25 protein-coding genes and 1 pseudogene are annotated in these 23,301 nt (G+C 28.0%); 21 read left to right on the forward strand and 5 right to left on the reverse strand.

Going from position 1 to position 23,301, the window contains the following annotated elements; all coding sequences use genetic code 11:
- Positions 1 to 3: 3 nt before the first annotated feature.
- From ACRDBA_RS17745 to ACRDBA_RS17845, 21 genes are all read left to right on the forward strand, one after another.
- Positions 4 to 423 (forward strand): helix-turn-helix transcriptional regulator, encoded by a 420-nt coding sequence (locus ACRDBA_RS17745; protein WP_438574264.1) that lies wholly within the window; start codon positions 4 to 6, stop codon positions 421 to 423.
- A gap of 72 nt (positions 424 to 495) precedes the next feature.
- On the forward strand, positions 496 to 774 hold the full coding sequence (locus ACRDBA_RS17750) for a PqqD family protein (protein WP_438574265.1): 279 nt from the start codon (positions 496 to 498) through the stop codon (positions 772 to 774).
- Between the two features lie 55 nt (positions 775 to 829).
- Positions 830 to 994 carry a hypothetical protein gene (locus tag ACRDBA_RS17755; RefSeq protein ID WP_438574266.1) on the forward strand — a complete coding sequence of 55 codons (165 nt, stop codon included), beginning with the start codon at positions 830 to 832 and terminating at the stop codon, positions 992 to 994.
- A 48-nt stretch (positions 995 to 1,042) separates the two neighbouring features.
- Positions 1,043 to 1,207: a hypothetical protein gene (locus ACRDBA_RS17760; RefSeq protein WP_438574267.1), complete on the forward strand. Its 165-nt coding sequence runs from the start codon at positions 1,043 to 1,045 to the stop codon at positions 1,205 to 1,207.
- Between the two features lie 49 nt (positions 1,208 to 1,256).
- On the forward strand, positions 1,257 to 2,324 hold the full coding sequence (locus tag ACRDBA_RS17765; protein WP_438574268.1) for a radical SAM protein: 1,068 nt from the start codon (positions 1,257 to 1,259) through the stop codon (positions 2,322 to 2,324).
- The gene (locus ACRDBA_RS17770) at positions 2,303 to 2,815 is read left to right on the forward strand and encodes a signal peptidase I (RefSeq protein ID WP_438574269.1); all 513 of its coding nucleotides are present in this window, start codon (positions 2,303 to 2,305) and stop codon (positions 2,813 to 2,815) included. The genes ACRDBA_RS17765 and ACRDBA_RS17770 overlap by 22 nt, the downstream gene beginning before the upstream one ends.
- A 1-nt stretch (position 2,816) precedes the next feature.
- Positions 2,817 to 4,616 carry an ATP-binding cassette domain-containing protein gene (locus ACRDBA_RS17775; RefSeq protein WP_438574270.1) on the forward strand — a complete coding sequence of 600 codons (1,800 nt, stop codon included), beginning with the start codon at positions 2,817 to 2,819 and terminating at the stop codon, positions 4,614 to 4,616.
- Position 4,617: 1 nt separating this feature from the next.
- Positions 4,618 to 6,381 carry an ABC transporter ATP-binding protein gene (locus tag ACRDBA_RS17780; RefSeq protein WP_438574271.1) on the forward strand — a complete coding sequence of 588 codons (1,764 nt, stop codon included), beginning with the start codon at positions 4,618 to 4,620 and terminating at the stop codon, positions 6,379 to 6,381.
- 3 nt (positions 6,382 to 6,384) lie between these two features.
- Positions 6,385 to 7,215, forward strand: coding sequence for a hypothetical protein (locus tag ACRDBA_RS17785; protein ID WP_438574272.1), 831 nt, complete (start codon positions 6,385 to 6,387; stop codon positions 7,213 to 7,215).
- 4 nt (positions 7,216 to 7,219) lie between these two features.
- Positions 7,220 to 8,119: a nucleotidyltransferase family protein gene (locus tag ACRDBA_RS17790; protein ID WP_438574273.1), complete on the forward strand. Its 900-nt coding sequence runs from the start codon at positions 7,220 to 7,222 to the stop codon at positions 8,117 to 8,119.
- An 8-nt stretch (positions 8,120 to 8,127) separates the two neighbouring features.
- Entirely contained in the window at positions 8,128 to 8,715 is a 588-nt protein-coding gene (locus tag ACRDBA_RS17795; protein WP_438574274.1) for a class I SAM-dependent methyltransferase, read from the forward strand.
- Complete coding sequence (locus tag ACRDBA_RS17800; RefSeq protein WP_438574275.1) at positions 8,715 to 9,101, forward strand: VOC family protein; 387 nt, start codon at positions 8,715 to 8,717, stop codon at positions 9,099 to 9,101. Before ACRDBA_RS17795 ends, ACRDBA_RS17800 begins: the two co-directional genes overlap by 1 nt.
- Positions 9,098 to 9,352, forward strand: coding sequence for an acyl carrier protein (locus ACRDBA_RS17805; RefSeq protein ID WP_438574276.1), 255 nt, complete (start codon positions 9,098 to 9,100; stop codon positions 9,350 to 9,352). The genes ACRDBA_RS17800 and ACRDBA_RS17805 overlap by 4 nt, the downstream gene beginning before the upstream one ends.
- Complete coding sequence (locus ACRDBA_RS17810) at positions 9,342 to 10,880, forward strand: HAD-IIIC family phosphatase (protein ID WP_438574277.1); 1,539 nt, start codon at positions 9,342 to 9,344, stop codon at positions 10,878 to 10,880. Before ACRDBA_RS17805 ends, ACRDBA_RS17810 begins: the two co-directional genes overlap by 11 nt.
- 906 nt (positions 10,881 to 11,786) lie before the next feature.
- Complete coding sequence (locus ACRDBA_RS17815; protein WP_438574278.1) at positions 11,787 to 13,343, forward strand: BtrH N-terminal domain-containing protein; 1,557 nt, start codon at positions 11,787 to 11,789, stop codon at positions 13,341 to 13,343.
- Positions 13,344 to 13,791: 448 nt separating this feature from the next.
- Positions 13,792 to 14,364, forward strand: coding sequence for a recombinase family protein (locus tag ACRDBA_RS17820; protein WP_438574279.1), 573 nt, complete (start codon positions 13,792 to 13,794; stop codon positions 14,362 to 14,364).
- A 1,026-nt stretch (positions 14,365 to 15,390) separates the two neighbouring features.
- The gene (locus ACRDBA_RS17825; RefSeq protein ID WP_438574280.1) at positions 15,391 to 16,350 is read left to right on the forward strand and encodes a hypothetical protein; all 960 of its coding nucleotides are present in this window, start codon (positions 15,391 to 15,393) and stop codon (positions 16,348 to 16,350) included.
- Positions 16,337 to 16,738, forward strand: coding sequence for a lasso peptide biosynthesis B2 protein (locus ACRDBA_RS17830; protein WP_438574281.1), 402 nt, complete (start codon positions 16,337 to 16,339; stop codon positions 16,736 to 16,738). Before ACRDBA_RS17825 ends, ACRDBA_RS17830 begins: the two co-directional genes overlap by 14 nt.
- Complete coding sequence (locus ACRDBA_RS17835) at positions 16,722 to 18,458, forward strand: asparagine synthase-related protein (protein WP_438574282.1); 1,737 nt, start codon at positions 16,722 to 16,724, stop codon at positions 18,456 to 18,458. The genes ACRDBA_RS17830 and ACRDBA_RS17835 overlap by 17 nt, the downstream gene beginning before the upstream one ends.
- Before the next feature lie 65 nt (positions 18,459 to 18,523).
- Entirely contained in the window at positions 18,524 to 18,799 is a 276-nt protein-coding gene (locus ACRDBA_RS17840) for a PqqD family protein (RefSeq protein ID WP_438574283.1), read from the forward strand.
- A 424-nt stretch (positions 18,800 to 19,223) separates the two neighbouring features.
- Positions 19,224 to 20,192, forward strand: coding sequence for a phosphotransferase (locus ACRDBA_RS17845; protein ID WP_438574284.1), 969 nt, complete (start codon positions 19,224 to 19,226; stop codon positions 20,190 to 20,192).
- Between the two features lie 205 nt (positions 20,193 to 20,397).
- Here the strand turns inward: ACRDBA_RS17845 and ACRDBA_RS17850 are convergent, their stop codons facing one another.
- From ACRDBA_RS17850 to ACRDBA_RS17870, 5 genes and pseudogenes are all read right to left on the reverse strand, one after another.
- A complete protein-coding gene (locus ACRDBA_RS17850; RefSeq protein ID WP_438574288.1) occupies positions 20,398 to 20,499 on the reverse strand; it encodes an IS3 family transposase in 102 nt (33 codons plus the stop codon).
- A 100-nt stretch (positions 20,500 to 20,599) separates the two neighbouring features.
- The gene (gene tnpC / locus ACRDBA_RS17855) at positions 20,600 to 22,198 is read right to left on the reverse strand and encodes an IS66 family transposase (protein ID WP_438574285.1); all 1,599 of its coding nucleotides are present in this window, start codon (positions 22,196 to 22,198) and stop codon (positions 20,600 to 20,602) included.
- Between the two features lie 76 nt (positions 22,199 to 22,274).
- Positions 22,275 to 22,622, reverse strand: a complete 348-nt coding sequence (tnpB, locus tag ACRDBA_RS17860) for an IS66 family insertion sequence element accessory protein TnpB (RefSeq protein ID WP_438574286.1) — start codon at positions 22,620 to 22,622, stop codon at positions 22,275 to 22,277.
- Positions 22,616 to 23,014 (reverse strand): IS66 family insertion sequence element accessory protein TnpA, encoded by a 399-nt coding sequence (tnpA, locus tag ACRDBA_RS17865; protein ID WP_438574287.1) that lies wholly within the window; start codon positions 23,012 to 23,014, stop codon positions 22,616 to 22,618. Before tnpA ends, tnpB begins: the two co-directional genes overlap by 7 nt.
- A gap of 179 nt (positions 23,015 to 23,193) precedes the next feature.
- A pseudogene (locus ACRDBA_RS17870) lies at positions 23,194 to 23,301 on the reverse strand (hypothetical protein); the annotation flags it as partial.

The following is a 23,301-nucleotide window of genomic DNA, read 5'->3' on the forward strand; positions in this document are numbered from 1 at the left end:
GCTATGCAAAGAGATTCTATAGTAGGATTAAAGATTGCTTATTATCGAAAATTATGCGGATTAACACAAGAGGAATTAGCAGAAAAGGTAGGGGTTTCATGCCAAGCTGTATCGAAGTGGGAGCAACAAACTAGTTGTCCAGATATTTTTTTACTGCCTATATTAGCTGAAATATTTAATATAAGTATAGATGAACTATTTGGGATTAACTTAGATAAGGAAACTGTTTATAGCCTATTAGCTAATTTACCATGGCCTGATGATGAAAAAGTAAGAGTAGCACTTTACCAGGGAGCAAAGCTTATTGATCAAAGTGATTATGAGTGCACAGAGGGTGTAAATATAATTAACATACAGTTTCATGGGGTTCCATTTAATATTAATGGAGTATGTAATTTCGTATATAGTAAACAGAGAGATTAATAAGTAAAAAGTTGCATAGACATATTTCAAAAATGAAATATGTCTATTTTATATTTTAAGGAGGAGTGTAAAATGAAAAAAATATATGTTAATGAAGATTATCAAATAGAGATATTTAGCGATGGAGAAACTATGTTATATGATTCTGGGAGCGAGATGATACACATATTAAATTCATCAGCTACATACATTTTAAGTTTGATAAAAGGAAGTATAGAAGATGATATTAAGGCTACGTATGTAGCGCATATGAAAGAGAATTTTTCAAATGTAGAAATCAGTTTATTAGAGAGTGACTGTGATAATATAATTAATAATTTTAGGAACTCAGGCATTGTTTTGGAAAGGTGATACAACAGGTGACTGTATTAATTATTAGAAGCAAGTTAAAGAGGGGAGGGAGAGCATGAAATATATAAGCCCAGCAATACAAAGTTTTTCAAAAGAAGAAGTATGTAATCATGTAGTTGTGTCAGCAACATGTCAAAGTGCAGTTTGTCCAGAAGGAACTACATTTACATGTGGAACTGGAAGTAATTATGTACACAGAGAAGCTGAGGATATTATTTAAGAATATATACAATTCAATTTATAGATCAGTTCAAAGGGAGGTGAGAGTATGAAATATGTAAGCCCCTTAATGCAAAGTTTCTCAAAAGAAGAAGTATGTAATCATGTAGTTGTGTCAGCAACATGTCAGAGTGCAGTTTGTTCAGAAGGAACTACATTTACATGTGGAACTGGAAGTAATTATGTACATAGGGAAGTTGATGATATTATCTAATAATCTATAAAAAAGCAATCTGTTGTATTACACAAATAAGGAGAATGAAATGTACAATTTAAAATTTAGTGGATTATATGTTGAAATAACATCTTTTTGTAATAGAGACTGCCCATATTGCTATAATGACTCATCTAAGCTAGGTACTTATATGGAGAGGGAAAAAGTCGATGAGATTATTAGAGAGTGTGCAAATAACAACATTAATCATATTACGTTATCGGGTGGAGAGCCATTTTCACATCCAGATATAATGGATATACTTGAACAATTAGAAGAGTTAAACATGTATGCAACAATCATAACTAATTTGTCATTATTATCAGAAGAACATGCCATAAAACTTTTGTCTAAGGGACATAAATTACAAATAACACTAGATTCTACGAAAGAGATAGACAATGATATTTGTAGAGGTAAAGGAAGCTATAAATTGACCATGAGCTTACTGGATAAAGTAAAGGAATATGGATACTCAGGACAGATATTATTAAGATATAACGTTGGAAAAAATAATAGTGATGAAATTGAGGAGGTTATAAAAATTGCTGTAAATTATCATGTGAAAACTCTTAACATATCATTATTAGTTAAAAGTGGGCGTGGAAACGAGTATGAATATGTATATGATTTTAACGATGATGTGGTTAGTATCTCAGAACTTGCAATTAAATGTCAGGCAATGAAGATAAAGTATAAAGAGAAAATAGAGATTACTTTTTCAGATCTTGAAAAGCAAGTAGGATGTGTTTTGTTTGCAGACGGACAGTTAGACATTGGACCTAAAATTGAACCCAATGGGGATATATTCGTATGTCAGATGTTTTGTGGAGATGAAAATATTGTAGGAAATGTATATAATACTACAATTTCTACGGCATTATCTTCAGAGAAGGCTAAAAAAGTAATCGATAAAGTTCGTAGTAGAAAAGAAAAGCAGTCTGATTGTAAGAAGTGTTCATTTAATGAGGTATGCATGTGTGGATGTCCAGCGGCATCATATGCTCAAACAGGGGATATTTTTGAGAAAGCAGATCAGTGTGGTATGATTAAGTTTTTTATGAAGGAGAAAATAAAAAAAATGGGGAGCTGTTCATGTCTAAAACAAGGATGCTGATAAATCAACTGAAGCATTCTATAGAAGACAATATTGCTACAATAGAGAAAACAAAGCAAGTTAAAGTTATTGGAGTAAGCATGTTGCCGCATCTTAATCCGTTCAAAATAAAATCAATATACATATCAAAAGCTATCAAGTATAAGATAGGAGACATAATTGTCTTTAAAAATAAAGAAAGTCCAATAGGTATATCTATTCATAGAATCATAGTGGTATTGCCTAAATATGTTATCACAAAAGGTGATAACAATATTTCAATGGATAAACCAATAATCAGAAAAGATATTATTGGTAAAGTTGAAAAATTACTGGAAAATGATAAGGCTATAATTTTAAATGTAAGAGGATCAAAAATAGCAGCAATAATATCTGGAGTTGAGTGTTGTTTAACTATGTTGTTTGGAAATGATTTTACTAGAAAAAGACATAAATATTTTCTTAATAGTATAGAAAAATGCAAGACTATACAAGGTTATGAGAGGGAATAAAATGGTTGGACTAATCCATAATATTAAAAATGGGCTTGAATTCCAAATAAAGTATACCATGTATTCATTAAAAAGATGGCCATTTATTATAATACTATATTTATTTTTTATATGTGGATTAGGTATACTAGAGCCAATTGAAGTATACTTACAAAAAGGAATTGTTTCGGCAATGACCAACGATTTGATGAGCACTAATATTGATATATTAATTACTATATCAATATATTTTATTGTATCAGCACTATTTATTTTTCAAGCATATGCATCACCTATTGTGCAACGTATAGTAGGATTAAAAGTTGCAAGTTGGATAGAAGGAAAGATACATTTTAATTTACAATGTTGTCCGATGGAATTATTAGATAATGCCGACGCACAAATCAAAATTGATCGTGCTAAAGAATCAATTATTTATATATCGAGTGGGCCAGCAATATTAATGTATAATATTGCTTACTTTATTTCATTATTAATTTCGACAATACAGCTTATAAAATATCCTACAGTGCTAATTATATATTACATAATGGGATTAATGTTAGCTATTAATAGAATTATACAAGCAAATCATATGGAAGAATTTTTAGAAAAAACAGAGATAGAAAGGAAAAAAATAAATTATTTCAAGTTATTACAGCAATCAAAAGATATGATTATTGAAAATAGAATTCATAGCTATAATAGAGTTTTGAAACAAAAATGGAATATATTAGGTGATGAATTATTCAAGAGGCAAATTAAATTAAAAAAAATACAAGAATTAAATTTTATACTGTTAAATTTAGCATATAATTTGATTGGCGTAGTTCCTTTTATATTACTATTTAAAATGTTAAATACAAATAATATAGATTTAGCAACATATACTATGATAATGGGAATGGGAAGTATAATTATTAGGTATATAGGTTATATCGCTAATACATTTTCTAAAAGTTCAAGTTGCGGAATTTATACAAAGGATATTGAAGAAATTCTGAATATAGAGAATTTGGATAAGAATATTCTGAATCAAAAAAATGAATATTTATCAAAAAAACCTATAATTAAATTTGAAAATGTTTGTTTTCATTATTATCCTGAGAAAAAAGTTTTAAAAAATATAAATTTCGAGCTGAATAAAAATGAAGTTATTGCCTTGGTAGGGGGTAATGGATCAGGAAAATCAACATTAAGTGCCTTAGCATTAGGTCTATATAGAGCTAAAAGTGGTAGCATTAAAATTAAGGGAATGGATATTAATAGCATCAATAAAGATGATATTAGAATTTTATCAAAACCAGTTTTTCAAGATTTTGTACAATATGAGTTTACATTAAGAGAAAATATAGGTTATGGAGACTTAAGTAAAATAGATGATGATAAGGCATTAGATAATGCAGGAAGAGTAAGTGGATTGGACCAAGTAATTGAAGAGAAAGAGCTTACGTATAATAGTTTTTTGGGAAAGCTATATGAAACAGAGGGGAAAGAATTGTCAGGAGGAGAATGGCAAAAAGTTGCTATAAGTAGAGCATTTATTGGAAATTCAGAAATGATTATTTTTGATGAACCAACTTCAGCTATTGATCCATTAAGTGAAATTGAACTTTTTAATTATATTAAGAAAAATTTCGAAAATAAATCAAGCATAATAATATCACATAGAGTAGGGATATGTCAAATGGCAGATAGGATTATTTTCTTAAAAGATGGAGAAATTGCTGAAATTGGAACACATAAAGATTTATATGCTGAAAAAAAATTATATTATAATTTTTTTAATGAACAAGCTAAATGGTATGATTGGAGTGTTTAGTATGAATAAAGCAAATGCACAAACTGCTAAAGAATTATTACGAATAGGTGCTGATAAAACTGTAATACAAAAATTGATTGTATATATATTAGTAATGATTTTAGCATCATTCATACCTCCAATATTATCCTATTTTTCTAAATTAATATTAAATGGGGTAACATATGCGTTAAATAATCAAAATCATGACATACAAAATTATTTGATTTTATTAATGTTAATAAGCAATATTATGATTTGGATAAATGAATTTTTAACTAGTATAAAAAAAATTGAAAATACATATATAAATTATCTTACGAGAAAACATATTCAAAATTATATTTTCAATAAATTAGATAGAATTAAATATGATGTATATGAATCAGCGGATACATTTGATTTAATAAATAGAGTATGCATAAATGCACCTGTTATTTATGACGCGTTGAATTTTGTAATTTTACTACTTGTTGCTTTAATATCTACAATCTCATATGGTGTTTTATTATCAACGGTAGAATGGTATTTTATAATAATTATAATAGTACCTAACCTTATATACATATATGCGGAATCCAAAAATGCTTTTGAAAGATATTACTTAGAAATCAACCAAACTAATGATAATCGTAAAATAAACTATTTGCACACGTTATTTAGAGATAAAAAAAATAGTAAAGAAATCAGGGCGTTTGGTTTAGAACAAATACTTATAAATAAATATAATAAAGTAAGAGAGAGTTTGTATAGAAAAGGGTTAAAGTTATTAATTAAGCAGTCTATAATGTCATTTGTTCTTGTACTAATATCTAAAATTGGTATATTTATTTGCTTATTTATAGTTACCACTAATTATAAAGTAGGAAAGAATTCTATTGGAGATTTTGCGTTAATATTAAGTGCTGGAGCCTTACTTTCTAGCTCAGTATGTGATATTTTCAAACAAATTAATAATATGAGTATTAGACTAACCCATTTAGAGGATTGGGAAAATTTTTTACAGTTGGATGAAGAAGTAGCATCTAAAAAAAATATATCTGGTATCGATAATATACTATTTTCTAATGTAACGTATAAGTATCCTAACACAAATTCTTATGCAATTAATAATGTAACTTGCCAAATAAAAAAGGGGGAAAGTATAGCATTGGTGGGCGAAAATGGATCAGGAAAGTCTACATTCATTAAATTATTACTGGGAATATTAGAACCCAGTAAAGGTCTCATAATGATTAATAATTATGAGAGTAGTGAAGTAATGAATGATTTTAGAAATCATGTAGCTTGTGTATTCCAAAACTTTGCAAGGTATAAAATGAGCATAAAGGATCACATTGAATTAGTTAATCCATCTCAAGATATTAAAGAATTAGAGTTTACATTTATTAATTTTTTGAGTGATCTTCCAGAGGGGGATAAAACACCATTAGGAAACATTGATAGGAATGGGGTAGATCTTTCAGGTGGACAGTGGCAAAGAATTGCTATTGAGCGTGCGCTAAGTAGAAAGAATGTAGGGCTTTATATAATGGATGAACCATCAGCTGCGTTAGATCCTATATCAGAATCTTTGTTATATGAACAATTTAATGTCTTATTGAAAGGGAAAACTAAAATAATTACTTCACATAGATTAGGGTCATGTATTTTAGCCGATAGAATATTTGTTTTTGATAACGGGCAAATAATTGAGTCAGGTACTCATAGAGAACTAATGCAAAAAGGTGGGAAATATTTCAGTATGTATACAGCACAAAGAAGTTTATATGCTAAGAGGAGATAATGAATGAGAAAAATAACATTGAATACTAGATTATGTAATTGGAGAATCAATATAAATACGGATAGGGTGGAAATTATACAACTTATAAATAGTTTATTTGGACAGTTTATTTGTAAAGAGTTTACCAATACTAATGTAAATACAATGTGTTTATCAATAAAGTATGAGGAAAATAAGTATTATTTAATTAGTAAAAATAAATCATATTATATAGATGATATTGAAAAGGTCGGATTTTACCTATACCGAATAATCGACAACCTTTCCGAGGCATATTCTAAAGATGAGTATTGTATTTTTCATGGTGGGGGAATAGGTAAAAATGGGAAAAGTTATGGAATAATAGCCCCTACAACTACGGGGAAATCCACATTTATCACATGTTTGGTTCATAAAGGGTATGAGTACATTTCGGATGATTATATATTTGTAGATAGAAAAAACTATAGTATGAGAACATTTAAAATGCCTATATCATTACGAAGTAAAGAGTTATTTGGTGATTTAATTAATGATAAGATAATTTCTAAAGGATACAACCCATTAACAGGTCAGAATAATTATTTAGTAAGTGATTATAAAGAACATAATACCCAGGATAAATATCCATTTTCTAGTGCATTATTTATTAGTAGAGAAGGAGATAACAGTTTAAAGGAAATAAGCAAAGGTGAACTATATAAAAATTTAATATTCAACTTAAAGAATACAAAACACTTAGAAAAAGATATAGAAACAATAGCCGAAATTTGTAAATCTGTTAGGGGATATAAGTTAACTTATAATAACCTTAAATATGCACAAGAGTGTTTAGACATATTAGTAAAGGAATAACAGGATGGATAAAATATATGAACTTAAGAGACGATTACTGTACAGTGAACTTGCCGGTATTTGGCATAGTTTAGAGAATGTAGATTATGCCGTTATTAAGGGTGAGGCTCTATCGATGCAGATATATGGGGAGCCGCATTCTAGATATTCGGGTGATATAGATATACTAATTGATAGGTCAAATGTAAAGCGGCTAGAAAAAGAATTACTTATAGCTGGATTCATACAAGATAATACAAAAGATACTGTTGAAGATAAGAGAAAAAAAAGAATACTATGTTTCACTCATTCACATCAAATACCACCATACTCAAAAGAAAAACTTAATATTACACTAAATGTAGATGTGAATTTTGATATATATTGGGGAGAGTATGAGGGAAAACGTATAGATATTAAAGAATTCTTGAATGAGAATGAAAAAATAAACTTATTTGGAAGTAATATAAAAGTTTTGTCTTTAGAAAAAGCATTTATACAACTAATACTACATCATTATAAAGAAATGAATTCTATCTATCATTTACTTCAATACAATTGTATTAGAACTGACATGTTTAGGGATATTAAAGATATTATTAAATATAACCCTAAAGAATTATCTCCTAATAATGTTTTAAGGATATGTGAAAAGTATCATTTAAAACCTTATGCATATTATATGCTATATTATGCACAACTGGTTTTTCAGAGTGAAGAACTTTCTAGCTATATAGAACTATTGGAGAATAAAGAAGGATATAGTTTATTTGATAAATATGGATTAAATGAAAAAGAGAGAAAAAAATGGAAAATTAACTTCGAAAAAAGGCTAAATAATGATCAAGTGTATAAAATAATTGGCAAAGATATGAATGAAAAAGATTGGCAAAAGTTACAACTGAATAAAGAAATTTTTAAGTAGGAGATATAATGAATTTGAAAGAAAATGATCAAAGATATGATGAAAAATTAGGAATTATAACTTATGGATACAAAAAAACAAATAATAAGAAAAGTTATGCAAATTATGATGCAACGCCATATCAAGTTTTGGAATATATGACAACATATTATCCGTTTGATAAAGATGATTATTTTGTTGATTTTGGATGTGGCTTAGGAAGAGTGATATGTTTTGTAGCATTAAATGGATGTAAAAATGTTATTGGTATAGAAGTAAATAAAGAAATTTTTGAACAGCTCGAGAAAAATGTTGAAAAAAATAAACATAAAGGAAATATCGAAATAATAAATCAATGTGCTGAAAAAGCATTAATTAATCCACGAGTAAATAAGTGTTTTTTTTACAATCCTTTTTACTTGAAACATTTTATCAAAGTATTTTACAACTTAATTTCACAAACATCTGAGGAATTAATATATATTTTTTTATATGATGCAGCTATAGAATATATAAAATTTTTAGATACTCAAAATAATGTAAAATTGGATCGTATTATTAATTTTACAGGTGGAGCGGGTGATTTATTTATATATAAAATAGAAAGGACTTTTTAATGAAACTACACCATATAGGTATTATAACATATGATATTGATAAGGATGTTCATTTATACATTAACATGGGTTACAGAGCTAATGAAATGATTGTAGATGAAATACAAAATAATCAAATTATATTCTTATATAAGAATAATGAGCCTACAATTGAACTAATACAAGCTATTAATAATGATTCGACTGTAAAAAACACACAATTAGGATATCATCATTTATGCTATAAATGTAATAAAGAGGATATCATTGATTTTGTAAAGAACAATAAAGGTAAACTTTTTATTAAATCATTAATAGCACCTGCATTAGATAATGCTAATATATGTTTTGCTTATTTCAAAAGTGGTATAATTATTGAATTTATTATTGAGGAGGAAAACGAGTGATTAAAGAAAAGTTAATTGAAATGTTAACCTGTATTAATGAAGAATATTCAAAAAAACTAATTGTAGAAGATTGCTCATTAAAAGATTTAGGAGTTGATTCCTTAGAGTTTATTCGTTTAATTGTAATGATAGAGGACGAATTTAAGATTGAACTTCCGGATGAATATTTAGATATAGATAAAATACATAAACTTGAAAGTATTATTAAACTTATAAAAAAAGAACTAGTAGTAAACAATAATGCAGACTAATAATTTAGCAATAATTTCAAATATAACGCTTGAGCCTTTTGTAGCTGATGTAATAAAGGAAAAATTTAATGAAATAAATATTAATGATTATACAGTTGATTTTCTGACAGTTGGGATGTTAATAGAAAAAATCAGTATTATACAACAGGCTACACATATTATTATATTCGTTAATTTGGATATATTGATGCCGTATACAATTAGACGAAATAATGATGATATAGATCAATACCAAAAATCAACTCAAGATTGTATCAAATACTTTAGGCATATAATAGATACAATTAAAATAAATTCAGAGGCACTCATAACTTTAATAGGGTTAGAAGATTATGATGAATTAAAGTATGAATTGTTTGGTTGGTCGAGGCAGGATAATTTTCAAGTCGACAAAATTAATATAGTACTGAGTGAAGCTGTTGATCAATATGTCGATCTTAAATCAGTAATAGCATTATTAGGAGTAAAAAAATCATATAATAGAAAATATAAGGCATTATGGAATATGCCTTATACAAGTGAATTAATAAAAAAGGTATTTGAGGCTGTATTTAAGCAATATTATGCATATATAGGAATATCTCCAAAATGTATAGTATTAGATTGTGATGGAGTATTATGGGGGGGGGTATTAGTTGAGGATGGTATAGAGAATATAGAGTTAGGTACAAGTGGTTTAGGAAATCTATATCAAGAGTTTCAAAAAGGTATTTTGCAATTATATTATTCAGGTGTGATTATTGTTTTATGTAGCAAGAATAATAAAGATGATGTTAAAGACGTTTTTTTAAATCATTCAGCTATGCTTATAGATTATGATAAAGTGGCATACTCAGAAATTAATTGGAACAAAAAGAGTTTAGGTGTTTCGAATATAATAAATAAACTGAATATTGGGGTGGATAGTATAGTATTTGTTGATGATACAGAGAGTGAAATCAATGAGGTAAAAAGTAATTATCCATCTATTACAACAGAGTTATTTGATATAAAAAATTATAGGGAAGTATTTAAACATTTTAATTTATACGAACAAAATTATAAAGATATAATTAAACGAAATTTGACATATAAAGATAATATTAAGCGGGAAAGTTTTTTAGATAAAAATGATGCTGTAATTAACACTAAGATTAGTACAAAAATTGAAATTAATATAGCAACTTTAAGTGAAGCATTAAGAATTAGTGAACTTTCGCAAAGAACAAATAAATTTACTAATGGATATAGGTATACATCAAAAGAAATAGTTAAAAAAATTAATGATGTAAATAGTAAAGTTTTTTCGGTATATGCTTCGGATGAGTTTGGAGATCTAGGGTTAATAGGTGCTATAATTATTAAACATAATGAGATTAAATTATTTTGTTTATCTTGTAGGGCCTTTAATAGGAATATTGAAAAGTTTATGATTGAAAGGGTCTGCGAGGAAGGGGCTAAAAGTATTTATATTATTAATACAGGAAAAAATAAAGAAGTTAAGAGATTCTTTGAGAATATACAGTTGATAGTAACGATAATAGATTAATAATAGTGCAGGGATTAACTAGTAGTTATAATAAAAGAAGAAGCTAATATCAACAATAATATTTATTTAGAACAATATTAAAATCATATAGTAAGTGCTTTTCATATTTACGTATATTTTCAGACCTTCTTATTAATGAGATAATTACTCCAAGACGTTCATTGTTTTGGAGTTTTTTACTCTAACTTTATTCAGAATAAGGAGGTATTCATTGGGAAAGATGGAGATTTTCGGTAAGTGGTCAATAATTACACCGGGTACACACCCTTCAATAAATCTCATATATCGAAGTAAGTATCTCAAAATAAGAGATATTTACTTCGATATATGATGTGGTATTGATTTATAAAGTTGAAGACATTTACTATAACTTTAGGAGGAGGAGCCTTGGTGCTAAATAGATTTTAAGACGTAATATAGAAATCGTTCATTATACAAACATTAATTGAAAAAAAGTAATGCTTGATAGTTAAAGAATTTCAAGATAGTTATGAAAAAGAATAAGCATATTGCTAATAAACATAGAACAAAATCAGTTATGAAATGTAGAAGAAATTAGAAATGATGGTGAATTATAACAGTGAGCAATTACTATGCGAGATAAAGCAAGCAAAGCAAAAGTATTATATAGTACTGTAGAATCCTATGAAAGTAGGTGGAGGAAAAGGGTTAGCATACTGTGGCATTGTTACATTATTAGCTATGATGAACAGCAGAGACGAAAATTGTGAGTGATAATGATAACAGTGTGATTTTGAAAAAACACAGTATGAAGAGCTGTATGACTTAATAGGGCATATCTACTTAAGATTTTGCTAGCTAAAGCAGTTTTAGATTTCTGATTTAGGAAGTTAGGGTTAGGCATATTACAAACGCCTAATAGCCTTTAAAATAAGGGGGAGTAAAATGTTAGATATTAAAAATATATTTAATGATTCTAAAATTTATAATTGTTATACAGGCGCTTTAGCTACTGTTTGTAAATATAATAATATAGATTTCAGGTTAATGTTTCAAGATTCATGGAACTTTAGATATGATTTTGATAATTATATAGATGTGATAGGAGGAAATTTAAATTGTAATAATAATTACTGGCATAATTTACAAAAATATTGTAATGTAACAATTAATTCACATAAATATATAAATAAGGAAGAAAGTATAAAAATATTTAATAACTACATATTAGAAAATCAGCCAGTAATAATTCATTACGATACATTCTGGTGTCCTTGGCTACCAGATTATCAAACTATACATGCATATCATACATCGGTGGTATATGATATAGAGAAAGAAAATATTAGCTGTTTAGATTTAATACCATATAATAAACAAGCTAACATACCAATAGATATATTAGGTAAGGGAATTTATTCTTATGAAATAATAGATAAAAAGGATATCATATTTAATGTAAGCTATGAAGAATTTATAAAAGAGCAATACAATAAAGCGACTGAAAATGAATATGAATATTTTGAGAACATGATAAGATATGGAGAATTAATAAAAAGTGAGTTAGATATTAATAAAGAAAAAGAGACTAATAAAATTGAGCTTATGTATAAGGTTAAATTCTTAAATGATTTAAGAAGTATAGCTGTCTGTAAAGGTTCTTATCTTCTAAGCATAGAGTATATATTAGAAAATAATTATAAAAATAATTTAAATGAGTTTAAGAAAGTGATGAGGAGTATTTCTAATGAATGGATTAATTTGTGGACAGTTTCATTTAAGTATTTTTTATCTAACAAGTATAATTTGAATTTGAAACAATATATAGGAGAAAAGATAATAGAATTAATTTTATTTGAGAGAGAATGTATAGAAAAATTAGTAGAAACTGATAAAAATAATACCAGTCAGATTGCAGAAGATAAGTTTTGTTCTAAAAATAATATTTATGATAAAAATAAGTATATAAAATTAAATATAAAGGATCATTTTAATAATAAGGCAATATCGTTGGATTTGGAAAATATTAATAAAGCAGACTATACTTTACATGGACATTATTTTATAGATATAAATAATAATGATATATATAAATTTGAAGGATTAGACATTAGAAGGCCTAGGTTTAATGGATATGATAATGATAATATATCGTGTATGTCACAAAAGATATGTGTAGAAAATATAATCATTAAAAAATTTGTTATATTAGGTGGATGTGAATATGGAGATTGTACTACATCCTTTAAAATAATATTTGAAGATAATACTATAGAAACTATGCAAGTTGGATTTTCTGATTGGGTAAATAATCCAAAGTTTGGGGAGGAAGTAGCATTTTCGTATCCCTGCTCAAGGGATGGAAAGGGAAAAGAGATTAACGGAGAGGCAAAATTGTTTGTTTCTAAATTTATTATAAGAAATTTAAATAAAAAGGTTAAATATATAGAGTTGCCTATTTTGCCTAATATGCATATATTTGATATATATAGCAGTAACTAATATACTAACGCAAAAAAGTTCTTGTAATGTACGGTTGGAGTGGTGTTAATAATTAATGAATATTAAGATGACTAATAATTGGATTTTTAAATTCATGTGTAAGTGTTTAACCGCTTTAATTTAGCTGCTTGCTGAAATGAAAAGCATACTGAATAAAGTAGATAAATTAAAGTACCTACTTTTTAAGACCATGGGGCTAATCCCCAGACTCTAGAATGTCTTTGAGGATACTTGGTGTGAGCAGAAAGAGTAAAGATGAGTTTGTGTAACGTATCAAATACAAATGTTTTTTTAAAGTACACCCTATATAAACGCGTTGTTTTTTAAAACAATGTGTTTATATAGGGTTGTTTTTTTGTTTTATAAACAGGTGTTTGTGTAAATGGTTGAACCTATAAAAATGGTTTAGTATAATTAGGGTATAAGCTAAAGAAATTGGAGAAAAATGATGAACATAGCATATGTAAGAGTTAGTACACTAGAGCAGAACGAAGAAAGACAGATAAAAGCATTGGCAAATAAGAACATAGAAAAGTGGTTTAAAGAAAAAGTAAGTGCAAAAGATATAGACAGGCCAAGACTACAAGAAATGCTAGATTTTGCACGAGAAGGGGACACTATCTATATACATGATTTTTCAAGGTTGGCTAGAGGTACAAAGGATTTATTGGATATAGTTGAGCAATTGGAAAGCAAGAAGGTTTATTTAGTAAGCAATAAAGAAAATATAGATACATCTACACCTACAGGTAAATTAATGCTTACTATGATAGGGGCAATCAACGAGTTTGAAAGAGCCAATCTATTAGAGAGGCAAAAAGAAGGAATTGCTATAGCAAAAGAAAAAGGCATCTATAAAGGTAGAAAGTCTATAACCTATCCACAAGATTGGAAGGAGGTCTATGCTGAATGGAAAAGTAGAAAACTTACAGGAATAGCAGCTATGGAGCGGTTGAGATTGAAAAGGAATACATTTTATAAGTTAGTCAGAGATTGGGAAGCAGATATTGATAAAATGTAAATTAAATGTCAGGGTAGATCGAAATATAAGTATTTACTTATGTAATATGATGGAATAAGTATAAATTTTTAGTATAAACAAGATAAGATTTATTCAGTATAATTCTGAAATCTAATCTATAAGCTTTTAAATTTCCAGGCATAGCTAGGAGATCTTATACAAAAGAGTGAGTCGGGTATATAATAAGAGTTCCCATCTAGTTTAATTTGAGTATAATTTAAAAAAATAATCAAAAATGAATATTGATTATTTTCTGAAAATATAGTAATTTATATATAGGGTTTAATTTTTTTAATTACCCTTAAATTATTTGATGAGGAGAATAGAAAATGAAAAAAATGTATTCTACACCTAAATTAACGAAGTTAGGGAATATTGTGGAGATGACATTCTCAGGCAGTATGGGTTGGGGAGGAGATACATACTCAACTCGCAACTCTTAGAAAATAGGGTTGCTATGTGTAGAAAGATAGGTTGAATAGCAACTTATCTTTCTACTTTGATTTCAAGATCAAATTATGGTTATCACGATGAAATGTGTTTAATAAACTAAATACAAAATTTTACAGATGAAAAAATGAATCTGTTATAATTTACTTATATAAGTGCTAACTAAACTAGAAATTGAAGGACTTTAGATGAACTTACAGATATTAATACATTACTTAATTTTGAGGAGCTAAATATTTTTAGGAATATTAGGATACTTATTTTTTATATTACTATGTTTTCTTGTAAATGTTGTAGCTTAGATTTTATATATCTATATCGCTTTGCATCTTCAAAATCTAGATACAGCAAAGGATTTAAGCAAGAGTTCTCAGAGACTTTTGTCAATATATTGGTAAATTATTATAAGTGATTCATGTTTTATCATACATTGCTAAAGGAATTATAGAAAGGAAGATATAAAATACCTATTTATTACAAAAAATGGTGATAAGAATAAAAGAAGAATAGCTAAGTGAAAAGTCTCTAAGTATAGTATGTAATTTATTGATTTATTGTAATATTTTATAAAAGAAGGTGAGTGAAATAAAAAAGTATTATTTATTTGGATTGACTATTGAATCCGAAATAGATTTTGATAACTATTTATTACCATCTCAAGATAATGTAAGTTATCAAATTTTTAAAAGTCAAAATATGAGAAATTTAGAGCTATATTGGGAAGATATCCAAACTGTAAGATATGAAAGTGGGAAGTGTTTCCGAACAATATATACTAATAATAGAGATGATATTTTGTTTGAATGGTTAGAGGAAAAATATATCTTAGTCAATAGGAAATCAAAGATTATAGTTGTATATGGAGGAATGGATGGCTTCTTATATGCAGCTTTTTTTTCAACTATAGTGTCTCTAATACTATTAGATTCAGGGTATTTATTAATTCATGGAAGTTTAATCGAATACCGAAACAAAAAAATAGCAATTTCTGGAGTATCAGGATCCGGAAAATCAACTATTTCTGCAATGTTAATAATGAAGGGAGGTAAACTTATATCAGATGATATTATTGCTATAAGAATAAGTGATAGGTTTGTTTTTCCAGGACCTCCTGGAATGAGATTATTTTCTGGATCACCTTTATTGAATATGTTGGAAAATAAAGTCGAAGAAGATGATAAGGAACGGGGTATTCTGATTGGAAGGAATGACATGTTTTCCAATACTATTTCTAAAAATATTGATCTTTTCTTACACTTAAATGTTAAAAATGTAGATACATTAATACAAGAACCTTTAAAAGGGTTTAAAAAAATAGAATGTCTTATGGCTGAGTTATATTGCAAATATCTACTTGAAGCAGTTTATAAAAATTATATAATTAAAAAAAATTTCCCTGAAATTTTAAGAATTAGCAGTTGTTTAGATATGTATGAAATAATTAGATATCATAATTCGGATCCAATGATAATTATAGATTTTATCGATAGATATATAGTAGAGCTAAGTGAGGTACAAATTTATGAAGATAAGTAAAAGGATTTTTTTGTTAAGTTACTTTTATTTGATAAAAGCTTATATTTTTTTAAGGATTTATAAAAATAAAAATATCCCTAAAAAAATAAGCGTTTCATGTAGTCCTTCAAAAAAAAATATTAATTATGATCTTTTAAAGTATAGTTTTGAAAAAGCATCCATATTTCATTTTTTAAATGTTGAATGTTTTGAAAGATCTTTAGCTATGTATTACCTCTTATCTCATTTAGGTATTCCAAGTAGATTATGTGTTGGAATTAATAAGAAAGAATTAATGGGACATGCTTGGATAGAATCTAATGTAATAAAGGAAGTAGATGAAAATTATTGGAGAAAGAAATTTTCGGTACTTTTTTCAGTAGGAGGTTTTGATGAAGAACAAAAATAATATTAATGAAGAAGAAAATATTAGTGATAGGATGGAATTGCCAATATTATTACTTAACACTAATATGTATAGAGTAACGTATATAGGAGTTATTCTAAATTCAGAAGAAGCAAGAAATATAGTATTATCTATTTTAGAAAAACAGAACTTCGAAAAAATAAATGAATTAAAAGGAAATTTTACTCTATTAATAAATGAAAAAGGTAAAGAGAGATATTATGCTTATAGAAATGCTTTTTCCACGTCACAACTTTTTTATAAAATTAAAAATGGTAAATTTATTTTTTCACATAAGTTAAATAGTATAGTAGATAGATTTTCTTGTTTATGTGAAGAATATTTTAAACTCTATCTTAATACAGAAATTGATTTAACCCAATTAACCCCTTATAGAGGTATTAGTAGATTACTACCAGGGTACTTGTTAAAATTTGAATTCAATCAAGTTAAATTAAAAAAAATTTGGAATATTGGAAATAAATACAAAGAACTTTCTAAGGAAGAATATATTTATAATTTCAATTATATACTAAAAAATGTCATTGGGGAGTACATAGATTATTTTGAAAACGAAAAAATTGGAATAGAAATAAGTGGAGGTATGGATTCATCTACAATAGCTTCTATTATTAGAGTAATAAGTCCAAATGGTATTTTTGATTCTATATCTTCAATAATTAATCCTTCTATAGATTCTCAGACAGAAGAAGGAAATTTGCAATTAATACAGTATATAAATGATAAGTTAAATTTTGTACCTCTACAAAGTAATACAGATGACTTTTGGGCCTTTAAAAATGCTGAGAATATGAAAAGTTCTAGCGATGAACCTAACCCATTACTAATAAATTACGATATGTATAATACAATTCATAATGAGATTAGTAGTAAAGGGATATCTGCTGTTTTTTCTGGGGACGGTGCAGATGAAGTTTTTTGCTCGACTAGAAGTTATATTTATGACTATTTTTCTAATAAAAGATTTAAGGAAGGAATAACCTTATTAGAAAAAGATGCATTATTTTTAAATCAACCTATTTGGAAATTGATAATAGCACATGCTTTTCCTCATATGTTACCTAGCTATGTTAAGTTTGATTTCTTGAAAAGAATGAATAGAAGTACATGGTATAATGTTGGAAATAGTTTAAGTGTTATTTGCTCTCCAGATTGGATAAAAAAACCTATGAGTAATATGAAATATTCAGAAATTGAAAAACATAGAAATAAAATACTTGAACCTTACATAGAAGATAAAGGAAAACATTACGATTATGAATTTATGACACTAGTAAGTAACTTAAATTGGTTAGATAACACTATTTCATATCCTAATGGGATTAATCGAATATATCCTTTTAAAGATTCTAGAATTATTGAATTAGTTTTTAACATGCCATTTGATATAAAAAGAGAATTAGGATTAAATAAAAAATTATTAAGGGAAAGTTTTACAGATATAATTCCTCAGAAAATATTAAAAAATCCAGACAGATCTGGATTTGAATTTATAATTAGAAAAGGGTTTTCTAATGAATGGAATTTTATTAATAAACTAATTGATAATTCTATAGCAGCTGAATATGGATGGATTGATAAAGAAAAATTGAAAAATGCAGCTTTATTGTATAAATATGGTCAAAAAGAATTTATAAATCCACTTGTAAGAACATTATCGCTTGAATTATGGCTACAAAGTACAGTAAATAAAAATTTTTGAAAAGTAATTAGATATGACTAATTATAGCTAATAAATTATTTAAATAGTATAAAAGGAGCATGGAAATGGCAAATAGTAATCTATATAAAATGAAAGAATGCGTTACATCTATCGAAATGAAGGATAAAATAGTTATTTATAACATGGAGACAGGTGATTGTTTTGGTATAGAAGATATTGGGATTTTAATATGGGAAAATATAAATAAAGGTTATGATATCAATGAAATTGCTAATAATATAGGTAAGTTATATGATGTTACAAAGATACAATTACTATCTGATATCAATAGTTTTATTGAATTAATGATAGAGAATAATCTTGTTATTAAAGTTAAATAAACAAACAAAAACAATAAAAATAATTTAAAAAAATAGAGGATATATCCGTTCATACTTTGAACTTCATGTCTGTAGTATAATAAGTGGAAAAGCGTGAATAGATATAATATCAATGGATACACTATGTATTATATGGAAAAATATATGATATGAATAATGAAAAATAAATACCATCAACTGTAGATGCAGATTGTATTACTTATAAATTTCACATCATCAATATGAGTAGTATAAGTTATAGATTACAAGAATCTAAAGATTTTATAGCAAAAAAATGAATAGTGAATATAAAGATTTAAACTAAATTGCTATGATTTTCTTTGTTAGTATATATAAATAATTTGTGCTATTATGGATCAATCAATTTTTTAAATCTGGAAATTAATTATTGAGTATATAATATACAAAAGGATGGAGATATCGAATGACAAGCTTAAATGTATCCATAGAAACTAATGAGATAAAGTATATAGTTCAGAAATTATATGGAATTTTTGAACCATTCAATTGCACATTTATCCGAAGAAGTTTTAATGACCATTATTTAATACAAACTCAAAATAAAAAATATATTTTAAGAGTTTACTTAAATAATAAGTATTATATTAATGATATAAATGATTTTAATTGTGAATTAGAACTACTTTATTTTCTTATGTTAAAGAATATGCCAGTATCTTATCCAATCAAAAATAAAGATAATTTGTTTCTAAGCAAGGTAATTTTGAATAATGAGTTAAGGTTTATAGCAATGTTTTCATTTGCAGAAGGAAGTCCACTTACTAGTGTATTAGAAGATGATTTAGCTATAAATTTAGGCAAAAATATTGCAGACCTACATAAAACATTTGATGAATTCTCAAGTAAATATAATAGGTATAAAATAAACATTGATTATTTAATAAAAGAGCCTATAGAAATGTTAAGAAAATATGCTGTTCATTATGAACTTGATAATCTTAGCTTTTTTATCCCTTATGAAAAATATTTATGTAGTAAGCTTAAAGAATTGCCTATAAATCGTTATTCCTATGGTATAATTCATGGGGACCTAAATCCTTCTAATATACATGTAGATGAAAAAGGAAATATAATAATATTTGATTTTGACCACTGTGCTTATGGGTGGCGAATACATGATTTAGCTGTTGTTAAACTTTGTTATGAGAAAAATACCTATGAAGCAATATTAGATGCATATATACTAAAAAGGAAGTTGTCTAAAACAGAAGAGCAGTTAATTGAGCTCTATTCAAATGCCTTGATTTTAAGGAAATACAAGGATATTTTGAGTATGATTAAAATTAACAATCATTGTAATGGTCATGAATTTTGTGAAAAAGATTTTATTAGCAGCGCTATAGATACACTCTATCATTTAAGTAATGAATAAATATACCTACTGTAAATATTTGATTCAGGTAACAACTAGTAGCAAGCATAAACATGAGAAAACTATTCTCAGGCGAATAATCAGATAAAAGTACCTCCAAGTAGTATTGAAGTGAATTGCAGAAATGGGGAATAAATAAAAACCTCCTTGAAAATCATAATTATAGATGTGAAGTGAACCCAATTTGTGGAACTTAATAAAAGACCTAAGCTACCTTTTTCCTATACTGAATAGGAGAAAGGTAGTTTGATTTTGCTTGAATACGTTCATAATTATAGTATTGAATATATTCTAATACTAAGTTGATGAGCTCAACATTAGTAAGCGATTAACAACCGTACGGTAAATTAAAAAAATCTCCAACTATATTTGATAGTTGGAGAACATTAGATACGTTTACTCTAAATTTATATTTTACACAATTCAACTATGTCTTCATTCCAAGGAAGCAATTTTCCTAATTGATCATCTGTCATGGATTTATCAGGGCGTTGTTCTAGTAAGAATTTAAGATATTGAAATACATTTAAATTATTGTCTTTTGCCATCTCTACTAGGCTATACACTATAGCACTAGCCTCTGCACCAGCAGGTGTATCACAGAATAACCAGCCTTTACGACCAATCACAAAGGATTTCATTTTCTGTTCACTAAGATTATTACTCAAGCTACAACGGCCATCTTCAAGATAGGTTAGCATACTATCCTTACGATTCTGAGCATATGTAATAGCTTTATCTAGTCGGCTATTACGTGTTGGATTGATCTGATTAAGCCAGCACAAAAAAGCCTCTAGCACAGGTTTTGAGTACTTGAGACGCATCTCTTTGATTTTCTCATAGGAATATTTATTCTTTTTGAAGTTTTCCTCATACCTAAATAGGCGATTGCAATATTCAACGCCTTGAACAGCTGGATGACTAATGTCATACTCTTTGCCTTTAGGAATGGCATCGTGGAAATATCTACGGATATGTGCAAAACAGAAACACCTTTGAATATTTTGTACTTTATTATATCCTGAGTAAGCATCTGTCATTAAATACCCTGCAAAACCTTCTAAAAAGTTTTGGGCATTAGTACCCGCTCTGGTTTGGGAATACTCATACAAGATAATAGGTGGTAATCCATCTTCACCACTACGATAAACCCACATGAAAGAATCTGTTTCAGCCTTACGTCCAGGTTCTTTTAAAACTTGGACACGTGTTTCATCAGCCATTAAGAATTCTCTCTCGAGTAAAAGTTTATGGCAATGCTCATAAACAGGTTTTAAGTAGTGCTGGGCACAATAAATCACCCAGTTCGCCATCGTAGCACGGCTGAGTTCCATACCAATCTGTTTCCAATCTTTTTCTTGACGATAAAGCGGTAAACCATTGGCATATTTTTGATACATTACCCATGCCACAGAAGAAGGTGATGCAACACTATGTTTCATAAGGCCTTTTGGCACAGTAGCTTCAACAAAGAAAGGTTCATCTGTTTGTTTACATTCTGGGCAGCCATAATGAAGACTTACATATTTAAGAACCTTTAGGCTAGCTGGAATATATTCTATTTCATGGCGTACAACTTCACGCCCAATAACTTCTAAGTCTGTACCACACTGAAGGCAAGATAAATCCTCAGCATTTAGAGGAACTTCAACTATTTCTACTGGAAGACCTTTAATCTTTTCTTCAAGCTTGGTTTTAGGTTTGCGTGCATGGGAAGTGACTAAAACAGCCTCCTCGGGTTCAGCTACCTTTGGATTAGCTTCATGTTCCGCTTCATTAAAGAGGTTGATCTGTTCATCAAGCTGACGTTTCTCGCTAGATGTACCAAAGAGCTTTTTCTTCATATACTCTAACTGTTCATTAAGAAGCTTGATTTGTGTTGTAAGTTCAGCCGTTTGAGCATTACTTGTATCCAAGGCAACACGAAGTGTGCTAATCAACTGACGTTGTTCAGCAATGGTATCTTTTAGTTCCATAATCTGAAGATCTTTTACATTGGTAGCCATGGATAGTACCTCTTTCTTTTAAGATATATCCATTATACCACCCTCAGGATGTTGAGGAAAGATAGAAAATGTCGTATTACCTATTGGTTGATTGAATAGCTTTAGGTTGGTCAATTTCTAAACCTTGCATAAGCCAATTGAATTCACGCCAAGTAAGAGTCTTAACTTCCGACTCATTACGAGGCCATTTGTAACAGCCTGTTCCTGTCAAACGTTTATACAGAAGTACATAGCCATCATTTTCATGAAGGATTGCTTTGATACGATCACGCCTACGTCCACAGAATAAGAATAAACAGTTGGACTGAGAGTTCATTTTTAACTTATCTTCAATAATAGCACAAAGACCATCAATGGACTTACGCATATCTGTATAACCACACACTATGTAGATAGCATCAACATTTGTAATATCCCCTAACATAATGCCTCCTTAAGAGTCCTCAAAACATCTTTGAGTGTGTTAGGATTAAAGTTATCTTGAATAAGAATATTTGCTTCTTGATACTGGATAACAACTGGAGTGCTATTCATTGACTGGACAGGAGTATATGAGAGGGTTGGTTCAGCGGAGACAAGATCAACCTTTACAACATCTTGCTTAATAATACAAGAAGGTGAATCGTTGTTAGAACTATGATAGGTGTTTTCAGGTATATCATAACAAGCATGATTACGTAGTTTTTTAACCCAATAATAAAATGTACTGGGATGAATATCATGTTCAATACACCATTGTCTATCTGACATGCCACTTTGACGGCATGCCATGACAAGTTTAAATATCTTATCGATATCGAGTTTAGCATTTGCCATAGGATAATCCTCCTAAAGTTGTAGTAAACGACTCCAACTTTACAAAACAGTTAATGCAATGTTGAAGTAAACGTCTTTAATTTAAGATACTACAATTATGGCAGATTTATAGAAGGGTGTGTACCCGGGGTGGTTATTAATCGCTTACCAACATTAGATATCTTCTTTATATTTTGAGAGTAAAAAACTTCTGTTTTAAGCGATGAGAAGAAACTCTCCATAGCAGCATTATCATGACAGTTTCCTCGTCGAGACATACTCATGGTAATGTTGTTTTCAGCTACATA

Origin of the sequence: Clostridium sp. (assembly GCF_051654825.1) — a bacterium.
Classification (GTDB): domain Bacteria; phylum Bacillota; class Clostridia; order Clostridiales; family Clostridiaceae; genus Clostridium.

Coding starts and splice junctions, on each gene's coding strand:
- ACRDBA_RS17745 (WP_438574264.1), top strand. CDS start 4: ATGCAAAGAGATTCTATAGTAGGATTAAAGATTGCTTATTATCGAAAA.
- ACRDBA_RS17750 (WP_438574265.1), top strand. CDS start 496: ATGAAAAAAATATATGTTAATGAAGATTATCAAATAGAGATATTTAGC.
- ACRDBA_RS17755 (WP_438574266.1), top strand. CDS start 830: ATGAAATATATAAGCCCAGCAATACAAAGTTTTTCAAAAGAAGAAGTA.
- ACRDBA_RS17760 (WP_438574267.1), top strand. CDS start 1,043: ATGAAATATGTAAGCCCCTTAATGCAAAGTTTCTCAAAAGAAGAAGTA.
- ACRDBA_RS17765 (WP_438574268.1), top strand. CDS start 1,257: ATGTACAATTTAAAATTTAGTGGATTATATGTTGAAATAACATCTTTT.
- ACRDBA_RS17770 (WP_438574269.1), top strand. CDS start 2,303: ATGTCTAAAACAAGGATGCTGATAAATCAACTGAAGCATTCTATAGAA.
- ACRDBA_RS17775 (WP_438574270.1), top strand. CDS start 2,817: ATGGTTGGACTAATCCATAATATTAAAAATGGGCTTGAATTCCAAATA.
- ACRDBA_RS17780 (WP_438574271.1), top strand. CDS start 4,618: ATGAATAAAGCAAATGCACAAACTGCTAAAGAATTATTACGAATAGGT.
- ACRDBA_RS17785 (WP_438574272.1), top strand. CDS start 6,385: ATGAGAAAAATAACATTGAATACTAGATTATGTAATTGGAGAATCAAT.
- ACRDBA_RS17790 (WP_438574273.1), top strand. CDS start 7,220: ATGGATAAAATATATGAACTTAAGAGACGATTACTGTACAGTGAACTT.
- ACRDBA_RS17795 (WP_438574274.1), top strand. CDS start 8,128: ATGAATTTGAAAGAAAATGATCAAAGATATGATGAAAAATTAGGAATT.
- ACRDBA_RS17800 (WP_438574275.1), top strand. CDS start 8,715: ATGAAACTACACCATATAGGTATTATAACATATGATATTGATAAGGAT.
- ACRDBA_RS17810 (WP_438574277.1), top strand. CDS start 9,342: ATGCAGACTAATAATTTAGCAATAATTTCAAATATAACGCTTGAGCCT.
- ACRDBA_RS17815 (WP_438574278.1), top strand. CDS start 11,787: ATGTTAGATATTAAAAATATATTTAATGATTCTAAAATTTATAATTGT.
- ACRDBA_RS17820 (WP_438574279.1), top strand. CDS start 13,792: ATGAACATAGCATATGTAAGAGTTAGTACACTAGAGCAGAACGAAGAA.
- ACRDBA_RS17830 (WP_438574281.1), top strand. CDS start 16,337: ATGAAGATAAGTAAAAGGATTTTTTTGTTAAGTTACTTTTATTTGATA.
- ACRDBA_RS17835 (WP_438574282.1), top strand. CDS start 16,722: ATGAAGAACAAAAATAATATTAATGAAGAAGAAAATATTAGTGATAGG.
- ACRDBA_RS17840 (WP_438574283.1), top strand. CDS start 18,524: ATGGCAAATAGTAATCTATATAAAATGAAAGAATGCGTTACATCTATC.
- ACRDBA_RS17845 (WP_438574284.1), top strand. CDS start 19,224: ATGACAAGCTTAAATGTATCCATAGAAACTAATGAGATAAAGTATATA.
- tnpC (WP_438574285.1), bottom strand. CDS start 22,198: ATGGCTACCAATGTAAAAGATCTTCAGATTATGGAACTAAAAGATACC.
- tnpB (WP_438574286.1), bottom strand. CDS start 22,622: ATGTTAGGGGATATTACAAATGTTGATGCTATCTACATAGTGTGTGGT.
- tnpA (WP_438574287.1), bottom strand. CDS start 23,014: ATGGCAAATGCTAAACTCGATATCGATAAGATATTTAAACTTGTCATG.